Below are 14,011 nucleotides of genomic sequence, written 5' to 3' on the forward strand. Positions count from 1 at the left end.
AGGCAGTCGAGCACGTCTTTCGGTATGGCCATCGGTTCCTCCAGTGGTTACGGGTTGTAACCGACGATGACCATTTACACAAAGTTTTTTACACCCTCTCTTGCTTTCAAATATAACGAATAAATTTTTCATCTTCACCTCTATTTAAGTGGACATTTCTTGTTGTAACAAACGTCGACACCGAGTGAAATTCCTATCCCCAAACTTAAAGGGGATTTTACCCCACCACTTACAGAAACACCTGATGGTCCTCCACTTACGCCGCCACCAGCACCCTCATTAAAGTAAGCAAAATCTGCTCCTGCACCTACACCCCAACTTTCCTCACAAGACTCTTCACATACATCTTTTGAGTCAGAATCGGGGCCAATAGATCCGCCAATTTCGGTTCCGCCCCCTAAAAACATACCGGGACCCAGCCTCCCGCAAATTGAGGTAATAGTATAACAACCACCCGAACCGCATTCGATATGTGAATGAGCGTTTAAGCCTATGAAATACAAATGAAATCCCCCTCCTAAACCTGCGCCACCAGTAGCTGACAATAATCCGTAAGGGTCGACAAAATTTGTTGGACTGTTTTGAACATAGCCATAAAGCACCATATCGTTGCCTTTGAAGCCAATCGGATCCTTGCTCACAAACCGTCCCTCCATCGGATCATAATACCGCGCCCGGTAGAAGTAGAGCCCGATCTCCTTATCCCACTCCCGGCCCGTGTAGGTATAGCTGTTCACAAAATCCGTCTGCGGCGTCACCATCCCGAAGGAATCATACTCGTAACGCTGCACGACATTCTTCGCGGTATCAGTGATGGCGACGATGCTACCCAGCCCGTCGGCGTGGTAGTAGTGGAAGCCACCGCTGCGCTCCAGCGCCAGATGCTCGTCGACGCCGGCGCCGTGGGTGTAGTAAGTCGAGGTGATCGCGCCACTGTCGTCGGTGTAAATCTCCAGGGCGATGTTGTCGTTGTCGTAGATGTAGCTCCAGCGGCTCGTTTTGGTCACTCCGTCGATGACCGTGGTCAGCTCCTTGCTGATCCGCCGTCCCTGAGGATCGTAGGCAAAGGTCACGGTCCTCTTTTCCGTCCCCTTGACCTTCTCCATACTTGTCAGCCGGTTCTCGTCATCCCAGCTCTGCACCCAGCTCTTCTCTGCCGCGCCGGGGACAATCTTGACGGTCTGGTTGCCGTTGTCGTCGTAGCCGTACTGAAGCTGGCGCCCCTGCTCCATCCGGTTGGCCGCGTCGTGCTGGTAGCCGCTGTCCTTGGCGCCGGGGCCACTCTCGCGGTTGGGTGCCAAATAAGGGTGTCAGGGCTACACATTTGACAGAATGCCTTTAGCTGATACTGTTTCGAGCTATCAAAAAGTCCTTCGATAATCACCGAACGACAAAGCACCGCCATCGTAGCGGGGTTTTGTCGTTCGGTGATTATTGAGGCATTTATTTTTACCCCATCCTTCGGTCCAAACTCCGATACTGAATCGCCTCGGCGAGATGCTGTTCGCGGATATGCTCGGAGCGCTCCAGATCGGCAATCGTCCGTGCAACCTTGAGGATGCGCGAGTAGCTGCGGGCGGAGAGGCCGAGGCGCTCGGTGACGAGTTTGAGGAGGCGGTGGCCGGCTTCGTCCGGTTCGCAATGTTTGCGGATGAGGCGCGCCGGCATCTGGGCGTTGCAGTGGATGCGGCTGTGGCTGTGGCTGTGGCTGAGGCGTTCTTTCTGGATGGAGCGGCAGGCTTCGACGCGACCGGCGATGATCTCTGACGCTTCGGTGTCGGTGCGGTCGACGAGATCGCGATACTTGACCGCCGGGACTTCGATCTGGATGTCGATGCGGTCGAGCAAGGGGCCGGAGATCTTGGAGCGATAACGCTGGATGATCACCGGTGTGCAGGAACAGGGATGGGTCGGGTCGGAAAGGTAACCGCAGGGGCAGGGGTTCATCGCCGAGACGAGCATGAAGGAGGCGGGGTAAGTGAGGCTGGTGGCGGCGCGGCTGATCGTCACCTGACCGTCTTCGAGGGGCTGGCGGAGCATTTCGAGGACATTCTTCTTGAACTCGGGGAGTTCGTCCAAAAAGAGGACACCGTTGTGGGCCAGGGAGACTTCGCCGGGGCGGGGTATGGCGCCGCCGCCGATGAGGCCGGCATCGGAGACGGAATGGTGCGGCGAGCGAAAAGTGCGGTGGGTCATCAGCGAGCGGTTGCAGGGGAGGAGACCGACGATCGAATGGATCTTGGTCGTCTCCAGCGCTTCGTCGAAGCTCATCGACGGCAGGATGGTCGGCAGCCTGCGGGCGAGCATGGTCTTGCCGCTGCCGGGGGGACCAATCATTAAAATATTGTGACCACCGGCCGCGGCGACTTCGAGGGCGCGCTTGACGTGCTCCTGACCCCGCACTTCGCTGAAGTTGTCGGTGTATTCGGTAGACTGGGAAGAGTGTTCCTGGGGATCGATGACGCAGGGAGGAATGTTGATTTCGCCGCGCAAAAAGGTGACGAGGGTGCCGAGATCGGGGAGGCCGTAGACCGGTACACTCGGAACGATTGCCCCCTCTTCGGCATTCTCGGTGGCGACAATCAGCCCGTCCAATCCCCAATCGCGGGCCCCGACCGCTACCGGCAGGATTCCCCGCACCGGCTTGATCCGTCCGTCGAGGGAGACTTCCCCCATGAAGAGATAGCGGCTTGCCGCTTTCTGGGGGATGACGCCCATCGCCACGAGGATGCCGATCGCCATCGGCAGGTCGAAGGCGGCGCCGTCCTTGCGGATATCAGCTGGGGCGAGGTTGATGGTGATGCGGCGGGCGGGAAATTCGTAACCGGAGTTCTTGATCGCTGATTTAACGCGATCCTTGCTCTCTTTGACTGCCCCCTCCGGCAGACCAACGGTGGAGAATTGCGGCAGCCCCTGGGCGATATCAACTTCAACCTCGACGCGGTAAGCGTCGATGCCGATCAGGGCACCTGAAAAGATCCGTGCAAGCATTTGTTTTCCCCTCCCTTTGCTTTGTCAGTAGCTCCGTTATTCTTTCAAAGATTCCAGATAATGTTCAGCATCGATGGCGGCCATGCAGCCGGTTCCTGCCGAGGTGATCGCCTGCTTGTAGTACTGATCCTGCACATCGCCGGCGGCAAAGACGCCGGGGACGCTGGTGGCGGTCATATTCCCTTCACCGCCGCAGAGGGTGCGGATGTAGCCGCTCTCCATCTCCAGTTGTCCGGCAAAGATCTCGGTATTGGGTTGGTGGCCGATGGCGATAAAGACCCCGTGCACCGGAATTTCTTTGGTCGAGCCGCTTTTATGGCGGAGGCGGATGCCGGTGACGCCGCTGGCATCGCCGAGGACTTCGTCGAGCTGGTGGTGCCATTCGATAGTGACATTCCCCCCCTTGGTCTTTTCGATCAAGCGGTCGGACAGGATCTTTTCGGAACGGAATTTGTCGCGGCGGTGGACAACGGTGACGTGACTGGCAATATTGGCAAGGTAGAGCGCTTCTTCGACGGCGGTATTGCCGCCACCAATGACCGCCACCGCCTTGCCGCGATAAAAGAAGCCGTCGCAGGTGGCGCAGGCCGAGACCCCCTTCCCCTTGAAAGCTTCCTCTGAGGGGAGGCCGAGGTATTTGGCAGTGGCGCCGGTGGCGATGATTAGCGACTTGCACTGATAGGTAGCGTTGGCGCCGGTGAGGGTAAAGGGACGCTGCTGCAGGTCGACGGCGCTGATGTGGTCAGAGATGATCTGCACATCAAAGCGTTCGGCATGACGGCGCATCCGCTCCATCAACTCCGGGCCCTGCACCCCGTCGGGGTCGCCGGGCCAGTTATCGACTTCAGTGGTGGTCGTCAATTGCCCGCCCGGCTCCATCCCGGCAATCAGTGCCGGTTTGAGGTTGGCGCGGGCGGCATAAACCGCCGCGGTATAGCCGGCCGGGCCGGAGCCGAGGATAATCACATCATGGACAGACATCGTGCTTAGCGTCTCCAATGTTTAAAAGTTAAGAGGGAAGATGAAACAGAAAGGGGCTGCCTGCCAAGAGCATACTACCAGCGCTTGGTGATCTCGATCAGGTGGTAGCCGAACTGGGTCTTGACCGGGCCGAGGCACTCGCCGACCGGGCCGGAGAAGACGACTTCGTCGAATTCACGCACCATCTGCCCCGGCGTAAAGGCGCCGAGATCGCCGCCCTGCATGCGCGAGGGGCAGGAGGAGTTGGCTTTGGCCACCGCGCCGAAATCGGCGCCGGCCTCGATGTCGCTCTTGAGTTTCAGGCATTCAGCTTCGGTGGAGACAAGGATGTGGCGGGCTGTTGCAGTTGCCATGGTGAACTCCTGTATGAATTTTCGGGGTTAATTTTCGTTGGCGCCGGCTTCCGCCTTTTCGGCGGCCTCGGCTTCCGCCTGACAGCGTTCCACGGCCTCTTTCAGCCAGACAATCTCTTCCGGAACAAATTGTTTCGAATGGTCGGTCCCGACATTCAGCGCCCAGCACAGCGGCGGCTCCGAAGTGGCGGCGAGGAGAAAGCCCGGCACTTCGACACATTCAATCTCGGCGTCAGCCCAGGCATTCATCCGCTCGCGGCTGTCAAAGAGCATCAGATAGTCACAGCCCTCCGCTTCAATGACCAGGGGTAACACCCCTTGTCCGGCGGAAATCCCGGCCTTTTCCTTTTCATCTTCCGGGACAATCGGCACAAAGAAAGTGGTATTGAGAAAGAGATCGAAGAATTGCGATTGGTTTTCCTGATTGTTGGTGTCCTGGCGGAAGATTTCCAGGGCTTTGTCGATAGCGGTCATGGAATGGGTTGGCCTTTCTGTTCAGCGGTAGGGATTACGACGATGGTTTTCTTGCTAAAATGGTCGTTAGAATAGAGGATTGGTGCGGGAAGGTAAAGAGAGAAGATTACGTTCAAGGGTGTAAAGTTAAAAGCCGGCGGACTCATGGCCCGCCCGATGAAAATCCGCGCGCTGTTGCTCGCCCCACGCTTGCCAATCAAAGCCGTCGAAATCGATCAGCATCGCAAGGGGGATAAAGGTATCGAGCTCGGCGCTGTCAAGACCGCAGAGCTCCTTGGCAAAGGCGCGCAATAAGATAAACTCTTCAGTAAAGAGTTGCTGGAAGTCATGGCGCAGTTTGTCGATCTCCAGCGGGTTGAGGCCGATAAAGTTGCGGGAGCACCACTCCCCGAGAAAGATCTCACCGCTGAGATCGATCTGCGGCAGGCCGTGCAATCGGCAGGTCATCGGGCGATAGGCATAAACGAGGCAGCGGCCGGCGGGATCAAGGAGAGGGCAGGGGGTGAGATCATTCTCGGGCATCTCGGTCCAGAGGCTGTCGTCCATGTGGTTGAGGAGGTAGGGAGGGGAAAAACCGGGCCAGCGTTCCTGCAAATCCACCAAGCGGGTTTCGGCCTTGGCCACCACCCCGGCGCGAATAACGGCGGGGAGTTGATCGAAGCCGGCCCGCAACAGGCAAGCATCAAGGAGGGAGATATCGAAGAGGCCGCGGCAGCAGCCGCTGCAACCGTCGGCGCAGACTATGGCGTTCGGCATTTCGCCCTGTTGGGCGGCAAACCATTGGTCAAGGGAGGTGAGGAGAGCGCGATAGCGCCGGAGAAGTTCGTGCATGGTCGCCATTGTCGCAGAATCGCAGCGGCAGTGCAATCCGGCGCAAAGAGGGAGCGGAAGCGCTTGACTTGTCGATTGGGGCAAAGTAAAACATTGTCACAGCAGAAGGAATGTGCCGAATCAATAAAAGGTGAGCTTATGGATTGTTTTCGTGAAGAAGTCCGGGAGTTACAGATCGGCTTTAAAATCCGCCGGATCCGCCAGGAACGGCGGATGACGCTGCAGGCTCTTGCCGATGCCACCGGCCTCTCCAAGCCGCTCCTTTCCCAGATCGAAAATGAGCAGGTGATTCCGCCGCTGGCGACTTTGCTGCGCATCGCCAAGGCCTTTCGCGTGCCGCTGCAATCCTTCTTTCAGGAAGAGGGGAGTTCGGCCCGCTGTGTTCTGACCAAAGCCGGGGAGAGCCGCAAAATGTTACGTCGCCCGGTCGATGGTGAGCATCCTATCCTTTATACGTATCACTCCCTCGCCTACGGCAAGAAGAATCGCAGTCTCGAACCGTTTCTCGTCGAATTCGATCTGGGTGAATGGCGGGATGAAATGATGGTCAGCCATGAAGGGGAGGAATTTGTCTTTCTTCTCGACGGTGAAATCGACCTGCACTATGCCGACCAGATTTATGCCATGAGTGCCGGCGATTCGGCTTATTACGATTCAACGGAACCCCATGCCTTTATCGCCAAGGGGACGGTGCGGCCGCGCGCGGTGGCGGTAATTTTTTCGCGGAATTGACAAAAAAATATTTCAGTAAAGGAGTGCGACGATGAAGAAGATCGGTGTCATCCTCTCAGGCTGCGGCGTTTATGACGGCAGCGAAATTCACGAAGCAGTCATCACTCTACTCGCCATCGATCGGGCCGGGGCAGAAGCGGTGTGCATGGCGCCGAATGTGGCGCAGCTGCATGTCGTCAACCATCTCAGCGGGGAAGTCGAAGCTGGCGTGAGTCGCAATGTCCTGGTCGAAGCGGCGCGTATTGCTCGCGGCAAGATTCGCGATCTCAGTACGGTCAGTGCCACTGATCTCGATGCGGTGATCCTCCCCGGCGGTTTCGGTGCGGCGAAGAATCTTTCGACCTTTGCTCTGAGTGGGGCCGATTGCTCCCTCAATAGCGAGGTCGATCGTTTGCTCAAGGAGATGTTTGCCGCCAGGAAACCGATCGGCGCCATCTGTATCGCTCCGGCGGTCCTGGCCCGCGCCCTCGGTAAGGTCGCCCCGATTACCGTGACCATTGGCAACGATATCGGGACCGCGGCGGCGATCAAGGCGACCGGGGCGCAGCATGAGACCTGTCCGGTGCGGGAATTCGTCATCGATCGCGAGCACAAGATCGTCAGTACGCCGGCCTATATGCTTGCCGGTCGGATCAGTGAAGCCGCCGACGGCATTGAGAAGACCGTGCGGGCGGTGATCTCTCTTCTCTGATTTCTCCTTGCGTCCTAGTGCAGATCTGTTAGTCTTTTTCGCGTTAACCCTCAACCTAAGGAGCGAACTATGAAGAGTTATCGTTGTGTGATCTGTGACTACATCTACGACCCTGTCATCGGTGACCGGGACAATGGCGTTGCTGCCGGCACCCCTTTTGAAGATATCCCTGACGATTGGGTCTGCCCGATCTGCGGGGCAGACAAAAGCAACTTTGAAGAGGTCTGATGGTTGTGGTAAAAAGGAGTGTTTGCGGTTGACAGCAAACGCTCCTTTCCGCTAGTTTGAACATCCCTTACTCAGAAGGTCTATCCATGTGCAGCGATCACGGCCCCTTCCTGCTCGTACAGGGAGAACAAGAAGAGTCTCTGGCTGAAATCAGTTCGATTCTGGTCCTTGCCGACGGACTGAAACTTGTCGATGTTTATGGCAGGAGTCGCACTGTCAGGGGGGCGATCCGGGAGATAAATATCCTCGAACACCGGGTCATCATCGACTGATATTTTCATTGTAGCAACCGCTAGGGGAGTGCAACGGCACTGAGAGTTCCATTTGACGATGGAACGACCCTTCGAACCTGATCCGGGTGATACCGGCGTAGGGAAGCGGCAGGACGGACCGATAACGGACCGCCGTGCCTTCCCGGTACGGCGGTTTTTTCATGCGCGCACGCGCGACAGAAGAAATATGACGATTTCCGGCCTTTACCTGATCACTGACGATAATCGCGATGGCGCCCTGCTCGGCCGGATAACGGCGGCGCTGCGCGGCGGCGTCCGTATTCTCCAGTACCGGGATAAGCACGCCACGCCGACCGAGCAGGGGGCGATGGCGATGCGCCTCGTTGCCCTCTGTCATCAAGCCGGAGCGATCCTGATCATTAACGACGATGTACAGCTCGCCCGCGACTGCAACGCTGACGGTGTTCATCTCGGTCAGAAGGACGGCGAAGTTGCCGCCGCCCGCGCTCTTCTCGGTCCGGAAAAATTGATCGGTGTCTCGACCCGCACCGTGGCCGAGGCGCAACGTGCAGCCGCGGCCGGCGCCGATTATATCGGTCTCGGCAGTCTTTATCCGACCACGACCAAGGGTGACGCCGTCGTCATCGGCCTCGATGGATTGCGGGCGGTGCGGGCCGCGGTGGCTCTGCCGATCGTCGCCATCGGCGGCATTGCTCGCGACAATGCCGGCGCGGTGATTGCCGCCGGCGCCGACTGCGTCGCGGTGGTCTCGGCGGTGATGGGCACGCCCCGTCCTGAAGTGGCCGCCAAAGAGCTGAACCTCCTCTTTAACCGTCTGCTCCCCAGGCCGCAAGGGCGGGTGCTGACGATTGCCGGCTCCGATTCCGGGGGCGGCGCCGGTATTCAGGCCGATCTCAAGACCATCACCCTCCTCGGCAGTTACGGGATGAGTGCCATTACCGCTTTGACCGCCCAGAATACTTGCGGCGTCAGCGCCATTCACGCCGTGCCGCCGGAGTTTGTCGACGCGCAACTCGAAGCGGTCCTCAGCGATATCGGCGCCGATACGGTCAAGACCGGTATGCTCCTCAACGCCGGGATTATCGCCGTCGTTGCGGCGGCGATCCAGCGTCACAGCCTTCTTGCGGTGGTCGATCCGGTAATGATTGCTAAAGGGGGGGCTGCCTTGTTGCAGGACGAAGCGATTGCGACGCTGCGTCACGAGTTGATCCCGCAGGCCTATCTCCTTACCCCTAATCTCCCCGAGGCCGAGGCTCTCACCGGATTGACGATCAGCAACGAAGCGGAGATGAGCCATGCCGCCAGGGCGTTGCAAGGATTCGGGGCTGCCAACGTTCTCCTCAAGGGCGGGCACCTGGCCGGTGACGAGGCGGTCGATCTCCTCCTTTGCGGCGACCAGTTGCACCGATTTGTCACTCCGCGCATCGTCACCACCAACACCCACGGCACCGGTTGCACCTTTGCCGCGGCCATTGCGACTTTCCTTGCCCAGGGCTGGCCGTTGCCGGAAGCGGTCGGCCGCGCCAAGACGTTTCTGCAGGCCGCCATCGCCAGTGCTCTGCCGCTGGGAAGTGGGCACGGCCCGGTCAATCACTGGCAGGGAGCAAAGGCAGTGACGCGTGACTTGTAACGCGTGACAGGCCGCAATTAAAATATTATATTTTACCAGCATTTGTCACCGGTCACGCGTCACGCGTCACCGCTTTACCCGCGAGGTTCCCATGACCACACTTGAAGCCGCCCGTTCGGGCCTGATTACTGATCTCATGCAACAAGCTGCTGTTGTCGAAGGGATCGATCCGGAGCTCCTGCGCCAGCGCATCGCCGACGGCACCGCCATCATCTGCCACAACAACCGCCGCCCCAACGGCATCCCTCTGGCGGTCGGCCTCGGGCTGCGCACTAAGGTCAACGCCAATATCGGCACCAGCCGCGACGATACCAGTATCGACAAGGAGCTGGAAAAGGCGCGGGTGGCGGTGGCCGCCGGCGCCGACGCGATCATGGACCTCTCCACCGGCGGCCCGGTCGACGAGATCCGTCGCGCCATCATCGCCGAGACCGATGCCTGCATCGGCACCGTCCCCCTGTATCAGGCCGCACTCGACGCCATCAACCGCCAGAAGAAGGCGATCGTCGACATGACCGTCGAGGATATCTTTGCCGGGATCATCAAACATCTCGATGACGGCGTCGACTTTATCACCGTCCACTGCGGCGTCACCCGCGCCACCGTCGAACGGATGGATCGCGAAGGCAGGATTATGGATGTCGTTTCGCGCGGCGGCTCCTTCACTGTCGAGTGGATGGCGCACAACAATGCCGAAAATCCTCTTTTCGAGCATTACGATCGCCTCCTTGAGATCGTCAAACCTTACGATGCCGTCCTCTCCCTCGGTGACGGTTTCCGCCCCGGCTGTCTCGCCGATGCCACCGACCGCGCCCAGATTCACGAACTCATCCTCCTCGGCGAACTCACCCAGCGCGCCTGGGATGCCGGCATCCAGGTGATGATCGAAGGGCCGGGGCATGTCCCCCTGCATCAGATTACCGCCAACATCCAGCTGCAGAAACGCCTTTGTCACGGCGCCCCTTTTTATGTCCTCGGCCCCCTGGTGACGGATATCGCGCCGGGCTACGATCACATCACTTCCGCCATCGGCGGGACGGTCGCCGCCGCTGCCGGCGCCGACTTCCTTTGTTACGTCACCGCCAGCGAGCATTTGCGTTTGCCGACGGTGGAGGATGTCCACGAAGGGGTCATTGCCTGCCGGATTGCCGCCCATGCCGGCGATATCGTCAAGGGGGTCAAGGGGGCGATGGAGAAGGATATCGCCATGGCCCGCTGTCGCAAGGCTCTCGATTGGGAAGGGCAATTCGCCCTCGCTCTCGATCCGGCCAAGGCGCGGCGCCTGCGCGCCGAATCGGGGGTCGATGAAGAACACGGCGCCTGCACCATGTGCGGCGAGTTCTGCGCCTACAAAGTGATGAACGAGCGCCGGGAAAAACAGAACGCCAGCCACTGAGGATAAATTATGAGCAAAGATCTTTACGTTAAAAACCTGTCGCAGCAAACGACGGAAGAGGATATCCGCAACCTCTTCGCCGTAGCCGGCAAGGTGACTTACATCCACATGGTCGTCGATCCCAAGACCGAGCAGTTTCTCGGTTGCGCTTATGTGAAGATGTCGAGCGAGGCGGAAGCCAAAGATGCCATCAACGCCCTCAACGAAGCGCGCTATATGAATTCGTATATTTCGGTCGATGTCGCTTTACCGCGCACCCCGGCGGGGAGTGTTCGTCCAGCGCCGCCCAAGAAAGCCGCCCGGCCGGCAACCGCAGTTGCGACCCAGAAAAAGCGCGACAAAGCGATCGCCAAGGGCGACTGGACGGCTCCAGCGCCGGGCAGGAAGGCGACACCCCGCCGCAAGGAAGGGGAGGGGGAAAGAAGCAGCACCCCGGACTGGACTGCCGCGCCGACCGGGAGCACGCCGACGCAGCGCCGCAAGAGCAGCGCTCCCCCCCGGAGTGGTTCGCCGCGAAAAGGGCCGGGTACGAAACGGGACAAGTAAAGCAGGAAATGAGGAGGAAGGGATGAAACGTTCAACGTTCTGTTTGTTACTCTTCCTCCTCGCCGCTTTGGGCGTCCCATCGCCGGGGGAATCCCGTCTCGATCCCCGCTTGAACTGGTCGACCCTGGAGACCCCGCACTTTTCCATCCTCTTTCACGACGGCGGGGACGTGATCGCCGCCCGCGCTGCAACGATCGCCGAAGAGGTCCATCAGTTACTGTCGCCTGATCTGCTCTGGCAACCGGCGGAAAAGACCCGCCTGATCCTCGCCGACGTCAGTGATGCGGCCAACGGTTTGGCCACCCCCTTCCCTTTTAATCGCATCATTATCTATCTTCGTTCCCCCCTGGAAGAACCATTTTCGATCACCGACAATGAGGATTGGCTGCGCATTGTCATCATCCACGAATATGCCCATATTCTCCATCTTGACAATGTCCAGCAGGGCCCGGCGATTTTACGCCGGATTTTCGGTCGCCTCTACTTCCCGAATCTCTTCCAGCCGAACTGGCTGATCGAAGGGCTGGCGACCTACGAGGAGACTGCTCTGAGCCAGGGCGGTCGCGGGCGCTCCAGTTATACGGAGATGCTGCTGCGCACCGCGGTGCTGACCGGGACTTTCCCCGATCTTGCCCAGGGGGCAACGTCTCCCGACAGCTGGCCGGGAGGTGAACTTCCCTACCTCTACGGAGTAAAGTTTTATCAATATCTCGTCGCCAAGTATGGCCCGACCCTCCCCGGTGCGCTCAGCCAGCGCTACGCCGGGCGCTCCCTTCCCTTTATGGTCGATTCGACTGCTCGCGCCGTCTTTGGCTCTACTTTCAAGGCAGAGTGGCTCCACTGGCAGCAACAGTTGCAGCGCGAATATGAAGCCAAAGCGCTGGAGCTCACGGCCCTTGGTCTGACCGAAATAACCACCTTGAGCAGTGACGGTGGCTATACCCTCTTTCCCTCCCTGGCCCCGGCTGGCGACCGCATCGCCTATAGCAACCGTACGGCCGACCGCTCCTCCTCGCTGATACTGGCAGGGGCGGATGGGAGCCATTCCCGGCCGCTGCTGCGGCGGGCGGTGACGCCGGAAAGTGCCGCCATTGCCTGGCTGCCGGATGGCTCGGGACTGATCTACGCCAAGCTCGAAAGGGATCGTTACGACAATCTCTATAGCGACCTGTACCGCTACGACCTCTCCTCCGGAGCAGAGACCCGCCTGACGCACGGCTTGCGGACCGGCAGCCCTGATCTCTCTGCGGTCGGTCATGAAATCCTGTGCACGGTGGCCCATTCTCAGGGTAATCGATTGACCGTGGTCACTCTGGACGGCCAGGTTAAGCGTTATCTTTCCCCGGAAGGCGACCCGCGCCTCTTTGCCACCCCGCGCTGGTCGCCGGACGGGAACAAAATCGCCGTTGCGGTCAAGGAGCCGGACGGGCGTTTTCTCCTCCAGCTTCTTGATCCGGACGGAGCCCTTCTTGCCACCCTCCCGGAGGGCGGGGCGATCAATGCCAGTCCGGCCTGGAGCCGCGACGGGGAGTTCCTCTTCTTTACCTCCGACCGCGGCGGAATTTTCAATATTCACGCATATCGACTGGCTGGCGGCGCTCTCTTCCAGGTGACCAACCTCCTTGGCGGCGCCTTTTCACCGCAAGCGAGCCCGGATGGGCAGAGCCTCCTCTTTGTCAACTACGGGCCCGCCGGTTTTGATCTCGCTCGCCTCCCTCTGCGCCCGGAAGAGTGGCAATCGCTCCTCCCTGAAACAGAGGCATCCTCGATGGTTGCTTCGGAGTCGGAAAGTTCAAGCGCGCCGGCGCATCCGGTCCGCCCTTACTCCCCCTGGAGCGACCTGCGTCCGCGCTATTGGCTCCCCTGGTTCGGCGTCGATGAGCTCGGCACCCAGCTCGGACTTTATACCTCCGGAAACGACGCCGTCGATCGTCACAGCTGGGCGGCTGCCGCCACCTACGGGCTGAAGACGCATCGTCCTGCTTACAGCCTCCTTTACCGTTATGAGGGCTGGACGCCGACGCTGCAACTCCTTGCGCGCGATGAGGCGATTGCTTATGCCGATTTCTTCACTTTTTCCACCGGGGCAAAAGAGAGCTACTGGGAGCGCCGCCGTTCCCTCGGCCTCGATCTGATCTTCCCCGGCGCCGGTCTTTGGTCGCGCCAGGAACTGAGCACGGGGCTGCACTATCAGGACTTTGCCGCCGCAGCAGATCCTCCCTCCAGCTTTATTCCCCCGGAAGAAGGGCAGTTGGCGAGTCTTCGTTTTGCCTACTCCTTTACCAATAGCGTCCGTCCGCCCAAGGCGATCAGTCCCGAGGAGGGCCGGGCGTTGACTGTGGCAGCAGAGATCAGTGCGGCCGGCCTGGGGAGCGACTTTTCCCGGCGCAAATACACCTTGGACTGGCACGAGTTCACGATTTTGCCCTGGGGCGCGCATCAGGTTCTCGCCACCCGCCTCTTCGGCGGCCTGGCGCAAGGCGACCTTCTCGCGCAGCGCGCCTTTCAGGTCGGAGGCGACAGTCCTGGCGATCTTCTCCTCGGGCTGGATAATGAGAATCTGTCTTTGCGCGGCTATCCGCTCAATGCGCTACGCGGGCAGCGGGTCCTGTTGGCGGGCGCCGAGTATCGCCTCCCTCTCCTGAACCTGGAGCAGGGGATCGGCAACGGCCCCCTCTATTTTCGGCGCTTGCATGGGGCGATCTTTGTTGAAGGGGCCGATGTTTACGACGAGGGTGGCGTGACGATCAACGACTTTCGCACTGCGGCCGGCGCAGAGCTGCGCTGTGATCTTGATCTTGGTTACCGGTTGCCGCTGACCCTGCGGCTGGTTGTTGCCAAAGGTTTTGATCAAGGGGGGGAGGGGCAGGGCTATCTCACGCTGTGGCTGCGCTTTTGAGGGGG

General features: G+C 59.6%; 14 protein-coding genes and 1 riboswitch. Of the genes, 8 read left to right on the forward strand and 6 right to left on the reverse strand.

The genetic code is table 11. From position 1 onward, the window contains the following. Positions 1-140 precede the first annotated feature (140 nt). The 6 genes from CVU69_11430 to CVU69_11455 form a co-directional block, all read right to left on the reverse strand. Positions 141-1,301, reverse strand: a complete 1,161-nt coding sequence (locus tag CVU69_11430) for a hypothetical protein (GenBank protein ID PKN11590.1) — start codon at positions 1,299-1,301, stop codon at positions 141-143. A gap of 148 nt (positions 1,302-1,449) precedes the next feature. Further along, entirely contained in the window at positions 1,450-2,991 is a 1,542-nt protein-coding gene (locus CVU69_11435) for an ATP-dependent protease (GenBank protein PKN11591.1), read from the reverse strand. 36 nt (positions 2,992-3,027) lie between these two features. Next, positions 3,028-3,972, reverse strand: a complete 945-nt coding sequence (gene trxB, locus CVU69_11440) for a thioredoxin-disulfide reductase (GenBank protein ID PKN11592.1) — start codon at positions 3,970-3,972, stop codon at positions 3,028-3,030. Positions 3,973-4,046: 74 nt separating this feature from the next. Next, positions 4,047-4,325, reverse strand: a complete 279-nt coding sequence (locus CVU69_11445; protein ID PKN11593.1) for a peptidylprolyl isomerase — start codon at positions 4,323-4,325, stop codon at positions 4,047-4,049. Positions 4,326-4,352: 27 nt separating this feature from the next. Further along, positions 4,353-4,799, reverse strand: a complete 447-nt coding sequence (locus CVU69_11450; protein PKN11594.1) for a hypothetical protein — start codon at positions 4,797-4,799, stop codon at positions 4,353-4,355. Positions 4,800-4,925: 126 nt separating this feature from the next. After that, positions 4,926-5,630: a zinc/iron-chelating domain-containing protein gene (locus CVU69_11455; protein ID PKN11639.1), complete on the reverse strand. Its 705-nt coding sequence runs from the start codon at positions 5,628-5,630 to the stop codon at positions 4,926-4,928. A gap of 138 nt (positions 5,631-5,768) precedes the next feature. Between CVU69_11455 and CVU69_11460 the strand changes: the two genes are divergently transcribed. The 8 genes from CVU69_11460 (at position 5,769) to CVU69_11495 (ending at position 14,006) form a co-directional block, all read left to right on the forward strand. Further along, a complete protein-coding gene (locus tag CVU69_11460; protein PKN11595.1) occupies positions 5,769-6,362 on the forward strand; it encodes a Cro/Cl family transcriptional regulator in 594 nt (197 codons plus the stop codon). Between the two features lie 31 nt (positions 6,363-6,393). Beyond that, positions 6,394-7,053: an isoprenoid biosynthesis protein ElbB gene (locus CVU69_11465; protein ID PKN11596.1), complete on the forward strand. Its 660-nt coding sequence runs from the start codon at positions 6,394-6,396 to the stop codon at positions 7,051-7,053. A 69-nt stretch (positions 7,054-7,122) separates the two neighbouring features. Further along, a complete protein-coding gene (locus tag CVU69_11470; protein ID PKN11597.1) occupies positions 7,123-7,281 on the forward strand; it encodes a rubredoxin in 159 nt (52 codons plus the stop codon). 86 nt (positions 7,282-7,367) lie between these two features. Then, positions 7,368-7,553, forward strand: coding sequence for a hypothetical protein (locus CVU69_11475; protein ID PKN11598.1), 186 nt, complete (start codon positions 7,368-7,370; stop codon positions 7,551-7,553). 12 nt (positions 7,554-7,565) lie between these two features. Continuing rightward, positions 7,566-7,674: riboswitch (TPP riboswitch) on the forward strand. A gap of 66 nt (positions 7,675-7,740) precedes the next feature. After that, positions 7,741-9,165 carry a phosphomethylpyrimidine kinase gene (locus CVU69_11480; GenBank protein PKN11599.1) on the forward strand — a complete coding sequence of 475 codons (1,425 nt, stop codon included), beginning with the start codon at positions 7,741-7,743 and terminating at the stop codon, positions 9,163-9,165. A gap of 91 nt (positions 9,166-9,256) precedes the next feature. Next, positions 9,257-10,561: a phosphomethylpyrimidine synthase gene (locus tag CVU69_11485; protein ID PKN11600.1), complete on the forward strand. Its 1,305-nt coding sequence runs from the start codon at positions 9,257-9,259 to the stop codon at positions 10,559-10,561. 9 nt (positions 10,562-10,570) lie between these two features. After that, on the forward strand, positions 10,571-11,107 hold the full coding sequence (locus CVU69_11490; protein ID PKN11601.1) for a hypothetical protein: 537 nt from the start codon (positions 10,571-10,573) through the stop codon (positions 11,105-11,107). Next, positions 10,800-14,006 carry a hypothetical protein gene (locus CVU69_11495; protein PKN11602.1) on the forward strand — a complete coding sequence of 1,069 codons (3,207 nt, stop codon included), beginning with the start codon at positions 10,800-10,802 and terminating at the stop codon, positions 14,004-14,006. Before CVU69_11490 ends, CVU69_11495 begins: the two co-directional genes overlap by 308 nt. The last annotated feature ends 5 nt before the right edge of the window (positions 14,007-14,011 follow it).

The organism is Deltaproteobacteria bacterium HGW-Deltaproteobacteria-4 (assembly GCA_002841765.1).
Classification (GTDB): domain Bacteria; phylum Desulfobacterota; class Desulfuromonadia; order Desulfuromonadales; family UBA2197; genus UBA2197.